17 protein-coding genes are annotated in these 17,030 nt (G+C 65.3%); 6 read left to right on the plus strand and 11 right to left on the minus strand.

The window, feature by feature from the left end; translation table 11 throughout:
• The 4 genes from I2488_RS04870 to I2488_RS04885 all read right to left on the minus strand — a co-directional run bounded on the left by I2488_RS04870 (nt 1) and on the right by I2488_RS04885 (nt 5,137).
• Entirely contained in the window at nt 1–1,518 is a 1,518-nt protein-coding gene (locus tag I2488_RS04870) for an XrtA system polysaccharide chain length determinant (protein ID WP_196274671.1), read from the minus strand.
• A gap of 10 nt (nt 1,519–1,528) precedes the next feature.
• Nucleotides 1,529–2,176, minus strand: a complete 648-nt coding sequence (locus I2488_RS04875) for an XrtA/PEP-CTERM system exopolysaccharide export protein (RefSeq protein ID WP_196274672.1) — start codon at nt 2,174–2,176, stop codon at nt 1,529–1,531.
• A 211-nt stretch (nt 2,177–2,387) separates the two neighbouring features.
• Complete coding sequence (locus I2488_RS04880; RefSeq protein WP_196274673.1) at nt 2,388–3,614, minus strand: pyridoxal-dependent decarboxylase, exosortase A system-associated; 1,227 nt, start codon at nt 3,612–3,614, stop codon at nt 2,388–2,390.
• Nucleotides 3,611–5,137, minus strand: a complete 1,527-nt coding sequence (locus I2488_RS04885) for an acyl-CoA ligase (AMP-forming), exosortase A system-associated (RefSeq protein ID WP_196274674.1) — start codon at nt 5,135–5,137, stop codon at nt 3,611–3,613. The genes I2488_RS04880 and I2488_RS04885 overlap by 4 nt, the downstream gene beginning before the upstream one ends.
• A 17-nt stretch (nt 5,138–5,154) precedes the next feature.
• Between I2488_RS04885 and I2488_RS04890 the strand changes: the two genes are divergently transcribed.
• The 4 genes from I2488_RS04890 to I2488_RS04905 are packed head-to-tail and all read left to right on the plus strand — an operon-like array spanning nt 5,155 to nt 7,906.
• Nucleotides 5,155–6,159, plus strand: coding sequence for a GNAT family N-acetyltransferase (locus I2488_RS04890; protein ID WP_196274675.1), 1,005 nt, complete (start codon nt 5,155–5,157; stop codon nt 6,157–6,159).
• A 36-nt stretch (nt 6,160–6,195) separates the two neighbouring features.
• Complete coding sequence (locus tag I2488_RS04895) at nt 6,196–6,453, plus strand: acyl carrier protein (protein ID WP_039331417.1); 258 nt, start codon at nt 6,196–6,198, stop codon at nt 6,451–6,453.
• On the plus strand, nt 6,450–7,121 hold the full coding sequence (locus I2488_RS04900) for an alpha/beta hydrolase family protein (RefSeq protein WP_196274676.1): 672 nt from the start codon (nt 6,450–6,452) through the stop codon (nt 7,119–7,121). The genes I2488_RS04895 and I2488_RS04900 overlap by 4 nt, the downstream gene beginning before the upstream one ends.
• The gene (locus I2488_RS04905) at nt 7,118–7,906 is read left to right on the plus strand and encodes a hydrolase 1, exosortase A system-associated (protein WP_196274677.1); all 789 of its coding nucleotides are present in this window, start codon (nt 7,118–7,120) and stop codon (nt 7,904–7,906) included. Before I2488_RS04900 ends, I2488_RS04905 begins: the two co-directional genes overlap by 4 nt.
• On the opposite strand, the gene trxB is transcribed toward I2488_RS04905, so the two are convergent.
• The 6 genes from trxB to I2488_RS04935 all read right to left on the minus strand — a co-directional run bounded on the left by trxB (nt 7,896) and on the right by I2488_RS04935 (nt 13,038).
• Nucleotides 7,896–8,864, minus strand: coding sequence for a thioredoxin-disulfide reductase (gene trxB / locus I2488_RS04910; RefSeq protein ID WP_196274678.1), 969 nt, complete (start codon nt 8,862–8,864; stop codon nt 7,896–7,898). The genes I2488_RS04905 and trxB overlap by 11 nt on opposite strands.
• A gap of 97 nt (nt 8,865–8,961) precedes the next feature.
• Nucleotides 8,962–9,756: a tyrosine-protein phosphatase gene (locus I2488_RS04915; protein ID WP_196274679.1), complete on the minus strand. Its 795-nt coding sequence runs from the start codon at nt 9,754–9,756 to the stop codon at nt 8,962–8,964.
• 78 nt (nt 9,757–9,834) lie between these two features.
• Entirely contained in the window at nt 9,835–10,221 is a 387-nt protein-coding gene (locus I2488_RS04920; RefSeq protein WP_246465479.1) for a response regulator, read from the minus strand.
• The gene (locus tag I2488_RS04925) at nt 10,218–11,330 is read right to left on the minus strand and encodes a PAS domain-containing protein (protein ID WP_196274680.1); all 1,113 of its coding nucleotides are present in this window, start codon (nt 11,328–11,330) and stop codon (nt 10,218–10,220) included. Before I2488_RS04925 ends, I2488_RS04920 begins: the two co-directional genes overlap by 4 nt.
• A 74-nt stretch (nt 11,331–11,404) precedes the next feature.
• Entirely contained in the window at nt 11,405–11,839 is a 435-nt protein-coding gene (locus I2488_RS04930; RefSeq protein WP_214652190.1) for a hotdog fold thioesterase, read from the minus strand.
• Complete coding sequence (locus I2488_RS04935) at nt 11,836–13,038, minus strand: M20 metallopeptidase family protein (RefSeq protein WP_196274682.1); 1,203 nt, start codon at nt 13,036–13,038, stop codon at nt 11,836–11,838. The genes I2488_RS04930 and I2488_RS04935 overlap by 4 nt, the downstream gene beginning before the upstream one ends.
• A gap of 137 nt (nt 13,039–13,175) precedes the next feature.
• Between I2488_RS04935 and I2488_RS04940 the strand changes: the two genes are divergently transcribed.
• Complete coding sequence (locus I2488_RS04940; RefSeq protein WP_196274683.1) at nt 13,176–14,423, plus strand: acetyl-CoA C-acetyltransferase; 1,248 nt, start codon at nt 13,176–13,178, stop codon at nt 14,421–14,423.
• Between the two features lie 121 nt (nt 14,424–14,544).
• Nucleotides 14,545–15,549, plus strand: coding sequence for a sensor histidine kinase (locus I2488_RS04945; RefSeq protein ID WP_196274684.1), 1,005 nt, complete (start codon nt 14,545–14,547; stop codon nt 15,547–15,549).
• A 116-nt stretch (nt 15,550–15,665) separates the two neighbouring features.
• Here the strand turns inward: I2488_RS04945 and I2488_RS04950 are convergent, their stop codons facing one another.
• A complete protein-coding gene (locus I2488_RS04950) occupies nt 15,666–16,994 on the minus strand; it encodes a M28 family peptidase (RefSeq protein ID WP_196274685.1) in 1,329 nt (442 codons plus the stop codon).
• Nucleotides 16,995–17,030: the final 36 nt, after the last annotated feature.

Here is a 17,030-nt window from a genome sequence, read left to right on the forward strand (position 1 = left end):
TCAGGCCACCATGCCGCGCTTGAGCATCTCGACGCCGAGCAGGACGAAGAGCACGACGAAAAGGCCCGCCACGCCGCCCGCCCAATACTTCAGGCGCTTGGCCCGTTCGGCGCGGGTGGTGCGGGTTATGGCTTCAGAGATGGCGCCCAGCACCGGCAAGCCGGTCGCGCGTTCAAGCTGCCCCGTCGTCGAGTAGGCCGACTTGAGCTGGCCGATGGCAAAGGCCCCGCCGCAGCCTGCGCCGATGCCGACGATCAGCACGAGGAACAGCAGCAGCGGACGGTCAGGCGCAGCGGGTCCGCGCGGCATCGTCGGCGGGTCGATCACCTCGAACTTCACCGCATCGCGCTCGGTCTCGACCTGGCCGCGCAGGCGCAGCTGTTCGCGGTCACGCAGGAGCTTGTCGTACTGCTCCTTGAGTACGTCGTAATCGCGGTTGATACGCGCGGCTTCGGCAGCCACGGTCGGCTCGCTGTACTGCTGCGCCGTCAATTGCGAGATTTCGGCCTGGAGCGAGGCGCGACGCGATTGCAGCGAAACGAGGCTGGCCTCGCGATCGGCCTTGATCGAGACGAGCGAGCTGTAGGCGGGGTTCGGCGCGCCGCCGCCGCCGCCCTCGCCCGCCGCCGCCTTCTGCAGGTTGGCGATCTGCGCCTTGGCCGAGATCACGTCGGGGTGGCCATCGGTCAGCCCGCGCGCGCGCATCGAGGCAAGGTCTGCCTGCGCCTGCGCCAGCGCGCCCTTGGCCCCGCCCGAAACGCCGGGAATGGCGATGGTCTGCGGCGTGCCCGAAAGCTGGCCGTTGATCGAGGCCAGCGCACTCTGCGCCGCCAGCAGGTTGGATTCGACATCGCGCATCTGGTTGCGCGCGGCTTCGAGCCGGGTGGTGAGCGAACCGGCACCCGGGATGAACCCTGCGTTCTTGGATTCGAACTCGGTCCGCTTCAGCTCGGCTTCTTCCAGCGCCTTCTTACGGTCGGCAAGCTGCTGGTCCATGAAGGCCAGCGTATCGGTCATCTCGCCGCGACCGCCGGCAAGGTTTTCCTCGCGGAAGATGTCGATCATCTTCTGCACGACATCCTGCGCCAGCTTGGCATTCTCCGCGTCGTTGCGACCGCCGCCACCAGCGGTGCCGGTGATCTCGAACAGGTTGTCCTGCTGGCTGACCACGGTCACCTGCTTGCCGAGGCTCTCGACCGCCGCCTGCATCTGCTTGTCGCTGGTCACCTTGTCGCCCAGACGCGTGGCGCGGACGACCTTCTCGAGATTGACCGCGCTGGTCAGCGTCTGGCGCACCCGCTCGATATCGCGCTTGCGATCGCCGCCGATGCCGATCTGGTCGGCCAGCACGTCGTCGATCTGGACGAAGATGCGCGCCTTGGATTCGTAGCTGTTGGGCACCATCGCCACGACCAGCCAGCCGAGCAGGCAGACCGCCCAGGCAATGCCCAGCGCGATCCAGCGCCGATGCCAGATGCCGTGGAGCGCGATGCGCACTTCTTCGTAGATGCTGGTCATCGGCGCGCGCTCAGAACGTGCTCTCGGGGATGATGATCACGTCGCCGGGCATCAGCAGCACGTTGGCCTTGGTATCGCCCTTGCGCAGCAGATCGCCGATGCGCACCGCATATTCCTTCTGGTTGCCCGACTGCTTGTCGAACCGCACCAGCCGCGCCTTGTTGCCCGCCGCGTATTCCGAAAGCCCGCCCACCGCGATCATCGCATCAAGCAGCGTCATGTTCGCGCGGAACGGAATCGAGGCCGGCTTCTCGGTGGCGCCGACGATGCGCACTTGCTGGCTGAAGGTACCGGCAAACTTGTTGACGATGACCGAGACGATCGGCTCCTGGATGTACTGCGACAGCTGGAGCTTGATATCCTCGGCCAGCATCGACGGTGTCTTGCCCACGGCCGGCATGTCCGTGATCAGCGGCGTGGTGATGCGCCCGTCAGGACGCACCTGCACGCTCGCGCCAAGTTCCGGATTGCGCCAGACGAAGATCGTCAGCTCGTCGAGCGGGCCGATCACGTATTCCTCGCCCGGCCCTTCCTGCAGGGCTACGAAAGAAGCCGGCGGCAATTGCGCCCCGCCGCCCACGCCGCCGCAGCCCGACAGGGCAAGGCTCAGCATGGCCGTGCCGGCAAGCATACGGGTAAGGCGCGAATTGAACGGCATGGACAGTCCTTCTTGCTGCGGTGGCTCCCGGCTAGCCCTGTCCACCGACAGCGCGCGCAGGGCCGCAATTCACCGCTGGCTATCGCCAAAAAGGGTGAAGATTGCGTTAGCCTTGATTGCTTGAAGGCGTGACGCCAAGCGCCCATTCGCCGCCGTCCCGTAACGGGACTGGCGTGGCATCATCGGTTAACGGCGGGAACCTATGCTGTTGTCAGACAAGCATTTCCGCTGCCGGGCCCTGGCCCAGGAACATCGCCGGGCTGGCGCTTGCGCCATAGGCCCCGGCACAGAAAATCGCGACGATATCGCCGACGTCAGCACGCGGGAAGCCGCCCTTGTCGGCCAGCCGGTCCAGCGGCGTGCACAGGCAACCGACGATGCTGGCCTCTTCCTCGACGGGCGCCGCAAAACGCGTGGCGATAGCGCTCGGATAGTTGCGACGGACGACCGTCCCGAAGTTGCCGGAGGCTGCGAGCTGATGGTGCAAGCCGCCATCAGTGACGAGATAGACCTCGCCATGGCTCTCCTTGCGATCGACCACGGTCGCCAGATAAACGCCTGCTTCTCCAACGAGATAGCGCCCAAGTTCGATGCAGAATGCGGTCTCGTGCAGGACCTCGGGCAGATCGGCGAAGCGCTCGGCCAAGGCAGCGCCGACTGCGGTAATGTCGACCGGCTCGTCACCCGGAAAATAGGGAATGCCCAAGCCGCCACCAAGATTGCACTTCGGCAAAGGCGCGCCGGACTCCTCGGCAAGGCGTGCTGCCAGTGCCAGCGTCTGGCTCTGCGTCTCGATGATCGCCCCGGCAGACAAGGCCTGACTTCCGGCGAAGATATGAAACCCCTGCCAGTCCGCCCCGGCCGCAATCAGCTTGCGCGCCAGCGCAGGTACGCGCTCGGCGTCGATGCCAAAGGGCTTGGCTCCGCCCCCCATCTTCATGCCCGAACCCTTGAGGTCGAAGTCCGGATTGACGCGGATCGCCAGCTTTGGACGAACGCCGAGACGCTCGGCTATGGCCAGCGCGCGGCCAGCTTCGCCCTCGGATTCGAGGTTCAGCGTGACGCCAGCAGCAATGGCCGCTTCCAGTTCCGCATCCCGCTTGCCCGGTCCGGCAAAGCTGACCCGCGCCGGATCGATGCCAGCCTCGCGAACAATTGCCAGTTCGCCACCGGACGCGATGTCGAACCCATCCACGAGCCCGAGCATGTGCTTGAGCAAAGGCCCGTAGGGATTTGCTTTTACGGCATAATGAATCGAAAGCCGATGTGGCATTGCCGCACGCAAAGCAGCCCCCCGCGCCGTCAGCAGATCGCGCGAATAGACGAACAGCGGGGTGCTGCCTGCTTCGGCAACAAGCTCCGTCACCTTGCGTCCGGCAATCGCCAGAACGCCATCGATGGCTTTAAAACCGTGAGGAATAGGACCGAGCGGCTTCATGGCTGCGACTCCTCGGCCAGTTCGGCGGCAAGCGCAACACGGTCCAACTTGCCATTCGGGCTGACCGGCATGGCTTCGCGCCAGTGAACATGGCGCGGCACCATGAAATTGGGCAGGGAACGGGTAAGCGCGGGGATAAGTTCGCTGCGGTCCGCGCCGGATACCGCCCGCGCCACCAGATGGATCGCCTGCCCCAGTTGCGGATCGGGCAATCCAAGCGCCACAGCTTCTGCCACGATTCCCGTCGCCACTGCCGCCTCTTCCACTTCCTGCGGACTGACACGATTGCCGCTCGTCTTGATCATCGCGTCACGCCGACCGACGAAGTGGAGCAACCCTTCCGCATCCCGCTTGACCCGGTCGCCAGACCACACAGCCATTCCGCCAAGCTTCGAGAAGGCCGGGGCCGGCTTGAACCGCTCGGCTGTACGCTCCGCATCCTGCCAGTAACCTTGCGCGACGAGCGGTCCGGCGTGAACCAGCTCGCCTTCCTGCTGTGCCTGAGCTTCCAGTCCCAAGTCATTGACGACCATGACTTCAGCAAAAGGTATGGCCGTACCCATCGACGTCGGATGCTGGTCCACCAGCGAGGGATCGAGGTAGGTTGAACGGAACGCCTCGGTCAGCCCGTACATGGCGTAAAGTTCGGCCGCGGGGAACTTCGTACGCAGCGCCTGGACCAGCGGTACCGTCAAGGCACCGCCACTGTTGGTCAGGCGGCGCAAGCACTGAGCGGTCTCAGTCGGCCATTCGAGTTCAGTCAGTTGCAGCCACAATGGCGGCACGGCGGCGATGGTTGTAACGCCATGCTTCGCCACCGCCTTCACCACATCACGCGGGGTCAGGTAATCCAGCGGAACCACAGTGCCGCCCGCGTACCACGTCGAAAGCAACTGGTTCTGGCCATAATCAAAGGCCAGAGGCAGCACTGCCAGGACGGCATCGTCCGGCGCGACCTTCAGGTAATGCGCGACGCTGACTGCGCCGAGCCAGAGGTTGGCCTGGCTGAGCATCACACCCTTCGGCCGCCCGGTGGAGCCGCTGGTGTAGAGGATCGCGGCCAGACTGTCAGGCGCGGCGTCCGACGGCGGCAATTCGCCACCGCCTGCCTCGACTTCCGCCCAGACCGCAGCTTCCTCGATCACCGGACAGGCCGCGTCACCAACCTCCAGCGTATCCAGCCGTCCCTTGTTGGAAATCAGCAGCGAAGATCCGCTGTCGGCAAGGATATGCGCGACCTGCGCGCGCTTGAGCAACGGATTGATCGGCACATGAACCAGCCCCGCCCGCACCGCCGCCAGCGGCATCAGGCAGGCCAGTTCGGTCTTGGGCAGCCAGGTTGCCACCCGCGCGCCCTGCTCGCCCACGCGCGATTTCAACCACTTCGCAAGGCTTCCTACACGCGCATTTAACGCTTCGTGGCTAAGCGTGCGGTCCTTGAGCACCAGCGCAGGGGCATTTCGCTCCCCCCGCAAGGCAAGGTGATCGAGCGGATACACAGTAGGATCGGGCGTTTCTGGCACTCGGGTCTCGATAGGGAATGGCACAAGCGTTGGACGTCTATCACGCCAGTCTTAAGGAAGCGCAAGCCGACCCGCGCCTTGTCGCGGTGCAAGGCGCGTCTCCGTTCGAGCGTCTGGACTGGCTCGCGCTGCTGGCCGAGCATTGCCTCGACGAGACGAAGGCGCATGTCACCGTGGCTGCGGACGACCATGGCATTGCCGCGTTGCCGTGGCTGGATGATGGCGGACAGATCGTCGCGCTTGCCAACTGGTACAATTTTTACGTGCGATTTCTTGGGGATCAGAATCACCTTTCAGAGATTGCGAGAAGTCTGCCTCACGCCCGCGCGATGTTCGCTCCTCTGCCGGAGGAGGACGCCACCGGGTTGGCAGAGGCGTTCCGCAGGGCAGGCTGGATCGTCATTGCCGAGCCTTGCGACAGCAACCACATCCTTCCCGTGAACGGACGGAGCTTCGCCGAATACTGGGCCGACCGTCCCGGCGCGCTGCGCGAAACCTTCCGCCGCAAAAGCCGCAAGGGCGAGGTAAACGTGCGGCTCGTCACGGAATTTTCCCAAGCCGATTGGGATGCTTACGAGGCGATCTACAAGTTGAGCTGGAAGCCCGGTGAGGGATCGCCCGAGTTCCTGCGTGCTTGGGCGCAGATGGAAAGCGGTGCCGGCCGTTTGCGCCTCGGCATCGCCGAAGTCGCGGACCAGCCCGTCGCCGCGCAATTCTGGACCGTCGAAGGCGGCACGGCCTTCATCCACAAACTCGCGCATGACGAGCGCTTTCGTAAGCAATCGCCCGGAACCCTGCTCAGCGCCGCGATGTTCGAGCACGTGATCGACCGCGACGGGGTCTCGCTGATCGATTTCGGCACGGGCGACGATCCCTACAAGCGTGACTGGATGGAAGAGGTTCGCACTCGCTGGCGGCTGCGCGCATGGCGCAAGAGAGCGGTCCGGCACTGGCCCTCGCTGCTCCGGGCGCTGGCGGCCCGCACGCTGCAACCCCTTGTTTCCAAGAACCGCCATGGTTAAGGGCGCGATGAACAGTCAACGGCAGCCGGAACACTGATGAGCGACACCGACAGCACCCTGCGCGCGATCCTCAAGGACGTTCTTGGCCTCTCGGCCGAGCGCGTGGCCGCTTTCGATGCCTCGACCGGCCTGTTCGGCGAACTGCCCGAACTCGATTCGATGGCGGTGGCAGGGCTGCTTACCGAGATCGAGGACCGGCTCGACATAGTGATCGAAGATGATGAAGTCGACGGCGAACTGCTCGAGACGTTCGGCAATCTGCGGTCGTTTCTGGAAGCCAAAGTCACGGCGTGATTGCGCAATGGCCTTGCCCCGGCCCCGGAGGCCAGAGCGAGGAGTACGCGCTGGCCTATGATCGCGGTCGCTCGCGTCGTCTGCTGATCGTCCCTGCGCTGTTCGACGAAGCCAACCGCATGCGGCGGATGCTGGTCGATGCCATGCGGATGCTGGACGACGCCGGCGTCGACACGTTCCTGCCCGACCTGCCCGGTTGCAACGAAAGCTTGCAACGCTTTGAAGCGCAAAGCCTGCATGGCTGGCGCAGCGCAATGCAACTGGCCGCGCAGCACTTCTCCGCTACCGAAGTACTGGCCGTGCGCGGCGGTGCGCTTGTCTTCCCGAACGCGCTGCCAGGCTGGGCGCTCGAACCGGCCAAGGGCGCGACGATCCTGCGGCAGATGATCCGCGCCCGCGTCATTGCCTCACGGGAAGCGGGGATTCAGGAAGACAGTGCGGCACTGCTGGAACAAGGTCGCAACGAAGGGCTGGAACTTGCCGGATGGCACTGCGGCGCGTCGCTGGTCGCTGGCCTCGAGAACGCCCTGCCGCAGGTCGAAGGTCATCACCTTATCGCACAGAGCCAGCTTGGTGGCGGCGGGCTGTGGCTGCGGGCAGAACCGGCGGCGGCGCCCGAACAGTCCGCCGCACTTGCCCGCCTGATCCTGTCCGGGATCGACGCATGACCCGCCGCCACCTCACCTTTCCGTGCGAAGGCGCCACGCTGGTCGGCACGCTTGATCGCGAGGCGGCGAGCCATTCGACCGGCCTGCTGATCGTTTCGGGCGGCAACGAGCTGCGCGCCGGCGCATGGAGCGGGCAGGCGCAACAGGCCGCGAGACTTGCGGCAGAGGGTTACCCGGTGTTCCGTTACGACCGGCGCGGCGTGGGTGACAGCGAGGGCGAGAACCTCTCGTTCCGGCACTCGGGCCCGGACATTGCCGCCGCCCTCACCGCCTTCCGGGCGGCAGCTCCGCACGTCTCGCGCATTGTCGCATTCGGCAACTGTGATGCGGCAGCGGCACTGATGCTCAACACGCCCGCGCTCACCGTCGATGCGCTGGTCCTCGCAAATCCGTGGACCATCGACGGCGAGGAAGCGCCAGATGCGATGCCTGCATCCGCAATTCGCAGCCGCTACCTGACCAAGCTCGCCAACCCGCGCGAGGTGTGGCGCCTGCTGACCGGCGGCGTGAACCTGGCAAAGCTTGCCAAGGGCCTGCGAAGTGCCGCGTCCTCAGCCCCTGCCCCCGTCGGCATGGTCGAGGAAATGAAGTCCGGTCTCGCTCGCTTCAGTGGCACAGCGACAATCCTGCTCGCCAGCCGAGACCGTACCGCGCAGATGTTCAGCGAAGTCTGGGACGCGACGGACCCGCGCATTCAGCGCATCGACAGCGCCTCGCACAGCTTTTCAGACGAAGCCGCGCGCGAATGGCTCCACGCGCGGCTGATCGAGGTGCTCAGGCCGTAACCGCCTGAGCGGCCTTGAAGTCCAGTTCGGCAAGGAAGCGTTCTGAATCGAGCGCGGCCATGCAGCCGGTGCCCGCCGCCGTCACCGCTTGGCGATAGGTGTGGTCCATCACGTCGCCACAGGCGAAAACGCCGGGGATGGCAGTCTTGGGCGTGCCAGGCTCGACGACGATGTAGCCGCTCTCGTCCAGTTCCAGCTTGCCCTTGAACAGCTCGGTCGCCGGCGCGTGACCAATAGCCACGAAGGCCCCGTCAGTCTCGACCACACTCTCCGCGCCGGTCACGGTGTCGACTACCTTTACGCCGGTAAGGCCCTTGCCCGCCTCGCCGACGAAGCTGTCGACCTTGGCGTTCCACAGCACCTTGACGTTCGGGTGCGCGAAGAGGCGGTCCTGCAGGATCTTCTCGGCGCGCAAGCTGTCGCGGCGATGGATCAGCGTCACATCGGGTGAATGGTTGGTGAGGTAGAGCGCTTCCTCGACTGCGGTGTTGCCGCCGCCGATCACCACGACCTTCTTGCCGCGATAGAAGAAACCATCGCAGGTGGCGCAGGCCGAGACGCCCTTGCCCGAAAACTCCTGCTCGCCCGGCACGCCGAGCCACTTGGCCTGCGCGCCCGTGGCAATAACCAGCACATCGCCTTCGTAGACGTCGCCGCTGTCGCCCACGGCGCGGAACGGGCTGCCATCGAGGCTGACATCGAGAATCGTGTCCCACATCATGCGCGTGCCGACATGCTCGGCCTGGGCCTGCATTTCCTGCATCAGCCACGGCCCCTGGATCACGTCACGGAAGCCGGGATAGTTCTCGACGTCGGTGGTGATCGTCAGCTGGCCGCCGGGCTGCAGCCCCTGCACCACGATCGGCTGCATCCCCGCGCGCGCGCCATAGATCGCGGCGGAAAGCCCGGCCGGGCCGGAACCGATGATGAGCATGCGGGTCTTGTGCGTGGTCGCCATGGGAAAAGTCCTCCAGTCGCCAGCGAGATAAGCAGCGCGCGGGCCAAAAGCGAGTCCGCGCCCCCCGCTTTTTCCGCAGCTATCCGACAGATTTTCTTTATTCGACGAGGTTCGCTTCCATCGCCGCCAGCACCTGCGGCGTCACCCCGAGCACATCGCGGGCATAGGCTTCGACGCTGCCGTGCCGTTCGCGGACAGTGGCAAACGCGCGCTCGAGGAACGGCGCCTCCACACCCATCAGCACGCGCACCGCAGCATCATCCATGCTGATGCCGAACCCCTCGCGCACATGCCGCGCCCCGGCCTCGATCCGCGCCTCGGCATTGCCGGCGGTGTTGGTCAGCAGGTAATCGGCGACGATGTCGTCCTGATGCACGCCAAGCAGGTGGTGGACCAGCGCAGCGGCAACGCCGGTGCGGTCCTTGCCCGCCAGGCAATGCAGCAGGCTCGGGCTCTCGCGCTCGGCCAGTGCCTGCATGTACAGCCGATAGGTGCCCACGAGCACCGGCCGGAACGGCAATGTCTCGTAGAGATTGAGCATGGCCTGCCGCGCATCGTCGGCAGTGCGGACATCGCGCACCATTTCCTCGTGCACCGCGCGGCCTGCCGCGCTGGCGGTCTCGCCGGGGTGGAACAGCACCTCGCCGTCAAATTCGGGGTGACGCAGGCAGCGGTTCCCGGCACGTTCGCTGTCCCCGCGCAGATCGATCACCGTGGCGATGCGCAGAGCATGGACCTTGTCGAGATCCTCGGGCGTTGCCTCGCTGTGCTGGCCGGAACGCCACAACCTGCCGGCGCGCAGCCGACCGCCACGCGCGGCATAGCCGCCGTAATCACGGAAGTTGTGAATGCCTGCCATCGCGATTACGCGGGACTCTTGCTGGATGCTCATCTCACCGTCCTTGTCTGCCCATCGCCATGCGCAGCTTCGGCTTCCGGTGCAAGCACCGCGGCGTGACGTTTCATTCCGCTATTGGCGCGCGGCAAGTGGCTCGAGTGCCCGCGCGACCACGACTGCGGCAGGCGTGGGCTTGGGCACCAGCGTGCCGCCCAACTCGCGAACGGCCTCGTCCATGCGATCGAGATCGCCGGTGTGCAGGACATAGGGCACACCCATTGCCGCCAAGGTGCGCGCTACCTGTTCACAGGTCTGCCCCTGCCCCAGCGAGACATCGAGGATCGCTGCCGAAATCGCATTGTTCCGCACGATAGCCAACGCTTCGACCAGATCCAGCGCCGTCAGAGGCTTGCACCCCGCATCCTCCACCGCAAACTCCAAGTCGAGCAGGATCAGCGGCTCGTCGTCGAGCACGAGGACGCGGCAAGGTTCCGAACTGGCCCGGTGCATTCCGCTCATTCGCCTGCGTCCCGCAAGGGGATGTTGAGCCGCGCCCGCAGCCCTTCGCTGTTCCACTCTCGCACTATTCCTCCCCTTGCCATGTCGAGCATCCGGTCAACGATCCCGTCGACCGCGCCGGAGCCGCGTTCGGCTGCGTGGGACGTGTCACCCACGCCATGTCCATGTTCCACCCAATCAATGCGGATCGCCGGACTTTCCGACGTCCCGTTGCGCCGCCAGGCAACAGTGACACGCCCGTCGTCACGGCTCAGCGCGCCGTGGCGGATCGCATTCACCGCAAGTTCGTGAAGCGACAGTCCCAGCACCGAGACCGAGGCGAAGTCCGACCTGAGGCCGTTGCCTTCGAAGCGGATGCGCGTGCCGTCGGGATCGTAGGGCGCCAGGACCGCGCGGATCGCCTGACCGACTTCGACCGTACCGCGGTGCGAATCGTCCAGCGTCGTCTCGTAAGCCCGCCCCAGCGCCTGAATGCGATCATTGATCTCGCGCGCCTCGGTTTCGATCCCGCGCACGCGCCCGGTGAAATTGACGATGCTGCCGATCACCGCGAACATGTTCTTCATGCGGTGCGACAGTTCGCGCGCCAGCTCGCGCGCGTGGAGTTCGTCGGCCCGCGCCGCGCGAACGTCCGAGACGTCCCACTGGCTGCCGAAGAAATAGACGAGCTTGCCCTCGGCATCGTAGACGGGCCCAAGGTGCAGCGCGTTCCAGAACGCCGTCCCGTCCTTGCGATAGTTCAGCAGTTCAACGACCGTCACGTCCTCGCGGGCGAGCGCGTTGCGGATCCGTCCGAGCGAGGAGCGATCGCTGTGCGGTCCCTGCAGGAAGCGACAATTGCGGCCGACGATCTCATGCTCTTCGTATCCGGTCAGATGGCGGAAAGCGCGGTTGGCAAAGACGATCGGCATGTCCGCCGCGTGCGGATCGCACAGGCAGATCGCCATGCGGGTCTGTGCCATCGCCTGTTCGAACAGGACACCGGAAGCACCATCGAAGGTATCTTCCGGATGTTGCGCGCGAAACCGCGCCACGGAGGGGTCGAACACGGTGTGGGCCTGATCCGTCGGACCAGAGTCTGGGATGCTGTCGGGAGTGCTGCGGTTCATGTCAGTGGCTACCTGCCACCGAAAATGCAGTTCCTACTGCTTTGTTCCGCCAAAAAGCATTAAATTCAGATGGATCACTTCCGTTCCAGCGGAATAACCGCGAGTGTCAATCGCGATACACAAACCAGTTTGTCAAGTTCGTCGACGATGCGAATGGACCAGACGTGGGTGGTGCGGCCAAGCGCATCAGGTCGCGCCGTGGCATAGACCCAGCCCTCGCGCACCGGGCGCAAGTGATTGGCGTTGATCTCCATGCCGACGCAGGCAAACCGCTCCGGATCGACCACCATCGCCCCGGCCATAGAGCCGATGGTTTCGGCAAGCGCAACCGATGCTCCGCCGTGGAGCCGCCCGAACGGCTGATGCGTGCGATGATCGACAGGCATGCGCGCCGTGATCCAGTCGTCGCCGCAATCGTGAAACTCGATGCCGAGATGGGCGGGCATCGAGGAACTGCCCAGTCGTGTCAGTCTTTCGAGCGAGGGCCTTGCGCCATTCCACCAGATCAAGCGGCAAATCCCTCCGCCAGGAACCGCTCCGCACATCCGGCGAGCACTGCGGTGCCGAGCGGCAAGACGGATTCATCGACCATCATCTTCGTCGAATGGATCGAACAGCACGAGCGCCAGTCGACGCCCTCATGCGCAACGCCAAGAAAGAACATCGCGCCCGGGACCTTCTCGAGCACATAGGAGAAGTCCTCTGCCCCCATGATCGGGGAATCAAGGCGATGGAATCCGCGTTCGCCGGTCAGTTCCTGCACGACCTTCTCGCCCAGATCGACCGCGCGTCCATCGCAGACCGTCACCGGGAAGCCGGGCGTGATCGCCACTTCGGCGGTCATGCCGTGGGCAGCGGCAATGTTCGTCGCCACCTGACGCAGCGCGTCATGGATGCGGGCGCGGTTGGTGGCGGAAAGCGTGCGCAGGGTGCCGCGCATGGCAACGCGGTCGGCAATGACGTTGTGCGCGGTGCCGGCCTCGATCTTGGCAACGGTGGCCACCACCGGATCGCTGACCGGGAACTTGCGCGTGACCACCGCCTGCAGCGCCGTCACGATCTCGCAGGCCACCGGCACCGGGTCCAGGGTCTCGTGCGGCATCGAGGCATGGCCGCCGCGGCCCTGCACCACGATGTCGAACTGGTCGGCCGAGGCGAGCAGCGGCCCTGCCCGCCCCGCGACGAGGCCATGCGGGCTGTTGGGCATGATGTGCAGCGCGAACGCGGCATCCGGCAGCGGATCGATCAACCCGTCGTCGAGCATGAAGCGCGCGCCGTGAAAGCCTTCCTCGCCGGGCTGGAACATGAATTGCACTTCGCCGCTCAACTGATCCGCCCGGGCGCAGAGCAATTCTGCCGCCCCGGCCAGCATCGCCGTGTGCGTGTCGTGGCCGCAGGCATGCATCGCGCCGGGAATGGTCGAGGAGAATTCGAGCCCGGTCTCCTCGGTCATCGGCAGCGCGTCCATGTCGCCGCGCAGCAGCACCCGGCGTCCGGGACCCGCGCCGCCCTTCAACGTGGCGACGAGGCCGGTGGTCGATGGGCCTTCTCGCCAGGTCAGTGGCAGATGCGCCAAGGCCGCACGCACCTTGTCGCGCGTCTTTGGCGTATGCAGGCCCAGTTCCGGCTCGGCATGGATGGCCCGTCGCAAGGCGACGATCGCGCCGGAAAAGCCGCGCGCCTGTTCGAGCAGTTCGTGATGAAGCATCGGGGCCTCTCTGGAATGGGATTGAGCCAAAGCTGGCACGTTGCAGCGTTCCTGTCGAGCCTTCCGGATAGCACTTGCACCAGCGGGCAGGACGCGTTAATCGGTCGATTAAATAGCACCTGACGGAGAGAGTCCCGATGCCCGAAGCCTACATCATCGATGCCGTCCGCACCCCACGCGGGATTGGCAAGCCCGGCAAGGGCGCGCTGTCACACCTGCACCCGCAGCACCTCGCCGCAACCGTGCTCAAGGCGCTGAAGGAGCGCAACAATCTCGACACCTCGACGGTCGACGACATCATCTGGTCGACCTCGTCGCAGGTCGGCAAGCAGGGTGGCGACCTTGGCCGCATGGCCGCACTGGCGGCGGGTTACGACATCTCGGCCAGCGGCACCACGCTCGACCGCTTCTGCGGCGGCGGCATCACCTCGGTGAACCTCGCCTGCGCTTCGGTCATGTCGGGCATGGAAGACTGCGTGATTGCAGGCGGCACCGAAATGATGAGCTTCACCGCTGCCCATGGCGCCGAACAGGCCAATGCCGGCATCCGTCCGCTCGGCATGGGTTCGGGCAACATGGAACTCGATGCGATCCACCCGCAATCGCACCAAGGCGTCTGCGGCGACGCCATCGCCGCGCGCGAGGGGATCGATCGCCAGGCTCTCGACGCTCTCGCCCTTGTCAGCCAGGAACGTGCCGACCGGGCCATCCGCGAAGGCCGTTTCGACAAGTCGGTGGTCACCGTCTACAATCCGGACGGCACCGTCGCGCTTGACCGCGAGGAATTCCCGCGTCCCGAAACGACCATGGAAGGCCTGTCCTCGCTCAAGGCCAGCTTTGACGGGATCGCCGATTTCGACTTGGGCGGAACCACATTCCGCAAGCAGATCCAGCGCCGCTATCCGGAACTCGAATGGAAGGGCGTGCATCACGCCGGCAACTCCTCGGGCGTGGTCGATGGCGCGGCGGCGCTGCTGATCGTCTCGCCTGCCTATGCCGAAAAGCACGGCCTGAAGCCGCGCGCGCGGATCGTCGCCTACGCCAATCAGGGCGATGACCCGACGTTGATGCTCAACGCGCCGGTCCCGGCGGCGAAGAAGGTGCTGGCCAAGGCGGGCCTGAACAAGGACGACATCGACGTCTGGGAAATCAACGAAGCCTTTGCCGTCGTTGCCGAAAAGTTCATCCGCGATCTCGAACTGGACCGCGACAAGGTGAACATCAACGGCGGCGCGATGGCGCTTGGCCACCCGATCGGCGCGACCGGTTCGATCCTGATCGGCACCGCGCTTGACGAACTGGAACGTTCGGGCGGACGCTATGGCCTCGTCACGATGTGCGCAGCTGGCGGCATGGCTCCTGCGATCATCATTGAGCGCATCTAACTAAAGTAAGTATCTGAAAGCATTAATGGCCCGGCGAGCAAGTCGCCGGGCCATTGTTTTTCAAGCGGTTGCAATTGTTACGTTGCAATAGTGCCTTGGCACTGGCAAGCGTCGGGCAATCATGCCCGATTTTCCGCGAACTCTCGTCAGACCCTTGCGCGGAAAGCTTTCCGGTTACGCGGTGGCCATTGCCCTTGCGGCGGTCGCGACCTTGGTGCGACAAGTGTCGGACCATCTGCTTCCTCCGGGTTTCCCGTTCCTGACGTTCTTTCCGGCGGTGATCGTGACGGCATTTGTCGCAGGGCGTGGTCCCGGGGCGCTGTGCGGTGTGCTCAGCCTGTTGTCTTCGTGGTATTTTTTCATCCCTCCGGCCAATACCTTCGCGATTTCGTGGCCGGTCACGACAGCGCTCCTGTTCTTTGCCGCCGTGGTCATCGTCGACATTCTGCTGATCGACGGGCTGCAGCAGCGGCAGGAGAAGCTGGTCGAAAGCCAGCGCCAGCTGGCCGCCATGGCAGACCAGCAAACCCTGCTTTTTCAGGAACTTCAGCACCGCGTGGCGAACAACCTCGCCTCGGTGTCCTCGATGCTGCGCATTCAGCGTCGCCAGATCGAGCGCGCACCGGAGACGGCGCTGGCCGTGCTGGAGAGCGCCGACCAGCGGATCGAGCTGATGGGCCGGGTCCATCGCCAGCTCTATGACCCCGCCGCGCGCGAACTGGCCCTGCCCGAGCAGATCGAAAACGTGGTGGCGCAAGCGCAGGACGTGGCCGCCGCCAGCCATGTCACGGTAGTCGTCGACGCCGTGGATGCGCGGTTGGCTATCGACCGGATGATGACGCTGATGCTGCTGATCACCGAGGTGCTCAACAACTCGATAAAGCACGCGTTTCCAGAGGGTTCGGCAGGCGAAGTGCGCCTCAATCTGGACCGCATCGCCAGCGGTCGCCTGCGCCTGACCATCGCCGACAACGGGCGCGGGCTGCCCGCCGAGCAGGGCGAAATGCCTCGTCATCGCGGTCTCGGCAATGCCATCACCAAGGGGTTCGCCACCCAGCTGGGCGGCACGATCACGGTCGACGGGAGCAACGGGGTGACGACGATCGTGGAGTTTCCGGAGGACTGACAGGGACTTTCCAACTCCCCCCCAACTCACCCCTAACTCTACCCCAACTCCCCCCTGACTCTCCCCCAACTCATGACGGCAAAGCCCCAACTCGGCGAGGCTTTGCCCATGCACATTCAGGGTGCCGCAGCGATCGGCCCCGCCTCGTTGGCGACGATCTTCAGGACCTCGGTCCACGCCGCGACATTTTGCGCCAATTCGGCGGGATCGACCTTGTCGAGGGTGTCGTCCGGCGTGTGATGGAGATCGAAGTAGTGGGTGCCGTCCTGGTTGAGATCGACCACGGCGAGCTTCTGCTTTTCGATCACCGGTTCGACGTCGGTCCCGCCATCGGCCTTGCCGCTTCCGCGCACGATGCCCATCGGTGAGAGGGCGGCGGCGATGCGGTCGGTCAGGGCCTTGTCGGCCATGTTGAACTGGACGCGCCAGACGCGGGCGGCGCCGAAGTCACTCTCCATGGCGAGGGCGTGGGGTTCGCTGTGCTTCTCGGCGTAGGCCTTGCCGCCGAAGCCGCCGAGTTCTTCCGAGCCGGCCCAGAGGACGCGGATGGTGCGCAGCGGCTTGCCGCCTTCCTGGGCCTTGAGTGCAGCGGCGGTGATGATGGCGCAGCCTGCCGCGTCGTCGATCGCGCCGGTGCCGAGGTCCCAGCTGTCGAGATGGCAGCCGAGCAGGATCGGCGGGAGCGAGGGATCGCGGCCGGGGAGATCGCCGATGACGTTGCCCGAGGGCAGATTGTCGGTGGTCTTGCCGGTGAGCGTGAGGTTGAGGCGGATCGGCTTGCCGCTGCGGGCGATGCGGGCGATCAGGTCGGCGTCGGGGTTGGAGACGGCGCCTGCCGGGATAGGCTTGACGCCATCGGGGAAATTGGTGCCGCCGGTGTGCGGATTGCGATGGCTGTCGGTGCCGATCGAGCGGATCACGACGCCCATCGCGCTCTTGCCCGAGGCGATGGCCGGACCTTGCCGCCGCACTTGTCCGTACGGACCATAGCCGCTGCCGTCCTGATTGCGCTTCATGGCGTGGTCGATGAAGGCGATCTTGCCGGCAAGCGAGCCTGCGGGCGCGGCCTTGAGGGCGTCAAGTGTCGGGAAATAGACGACTTCGCCTTCGATGCCCGTGTCCGGCGTGGTGCCGCTATAGCCCAATGCGGTGACGGCGAGCCTGAACGGGATCGGAGCGAGCAGGCTGGCTTCGTCACGCCCGCGCACGTAGCCGCGTATCCTGAAGTCCTCGACGGCGACCTTGCTGAAGCCCAGCGCCTTCAGCCGCGCTTCGGCCCAAACGCGGGCGCGGGCTTCGGCTTCGGAGCCCGGCAGGCGCGGGCCGACTTCGCTGGTGAGCCCGGCGAGCAGGTCCCACGCGACGTCGCCTTTCGGATCCTGCGCATAAGCTGTTGAAGCAAAAAGGGTGGCGGTGAGCGCAAGGGCGCGAGCATGGTTTCTCATGCAACCTTGCTATCGCCCGGTCCGTCGCCTGCCAAG

This window comes from Novosphingobium jiangmenense (assembly GCF_015694345.1).
GTDB lineage: Bacteria > Pseudomonadota > Alphaproteobacteria > Sphingomonadales > Sphingomonadaceae > Novosphingobium > Novosphingobium jiangmenense.

Bases quoted from the DNA above. Each gene is read 5' to 3' on its own strand.
- I2488_RS04870 (WP_196274671.1), bottom strand. From the start codon at position 1,518: ATGACCAGCATCTACGAAGAAGTGCGCATCGCGCTCCACGGCATCTGG.
- I2488_RS04875 (WP_196274672.1), bottom strand. From the start codon at position 2,176: ATGCCGTTCAATTCGCGCCTTACCCGTATGCTTGCCGGCACGGCCATG.
- I2488_RS04880 (WP_196274673.1), bottom strand. From the start codon at position 3,614: ATGAAGCCGCTCGGTCCTATTCCTCACGGTTTTAAAGCCATCGATGGC.
- I2488_RS04890 (WP_196274675.1), top strand. From the start codon at position 5,155: ATGGCACAAGCGTTGGACGTCTATCACGCCAGTCTTAAGGAAGCGCAA.
- I2488_RS04895 (WP_039331417.1), top strand. From the start codon at position 6,196: ATGAGCGACACCGACAGCACCCTGCGCGCGATCCTCAAGGACGTTCTT.
- I2488_RS04905 (WP_196274677.1), top strand. From the start codon at position 7,118: ATGACCCGCCGCCACCTCACCTTTCCGTGCGAAGGCGCCACGCTGGTC.
- trxB (WP_196274678.1), bottom strand. From the start codon at position 8,864: ATGGCGACCACGCACAAGACCCGCATGCTCATCATCGGTTCCGGCCCG.
- I2488_RS04915 (WP_196274679.1), bottom strand. From the start codon at position 9,756: ATGAGCATCCAGCAAGAGTCCCGCGTAATCGCGATGGCAGGCATTCAC.
- I2488_RS04920 (WP_246465479.1), bottom strand. From the start codon at position 10,221: ATGAGCGGAATGCACCGGGCCAGTTCGGAACCTTGCCGCGTCCTCGTG.
- I2488_RS04925 (WP_196274680.1), bottom strand. From the start codon at position 11,330: ATGAACCGCAGCACTCCCGACAGCATCCCAGACTCTGGTCCGACGGAT.
- I2488_RS04935 (WP_196274682.1), bottom strand. From the start codon at position 13,038: ATGCTTCATCACGAACTGCTCGAACAGGCGCGCGGCTTTTCCGGCGCG.
- I2488_RS04940 (WP_196274683.1), top strand. From the start codon at position 13,176: ATGCCCGAAGCCTACATCATCGATGCCGTCCGCACCCCACGCGGGATT.
- I2488_RS04945 (WP_196274684.1), top strand. From the start codon at position 14,545: ATGCCCGATTTTCCGCGAACTCTCGTCAGACCCTTGCGCGGAAAGCTT.
- I2488_RS04950 (WP_196274685.1), bottom strand. From the start codon at position 16,994: ATGAGAAACCATGCTCGCGCCCTTGCGCTCACCGCCACCCTTTTTGCT.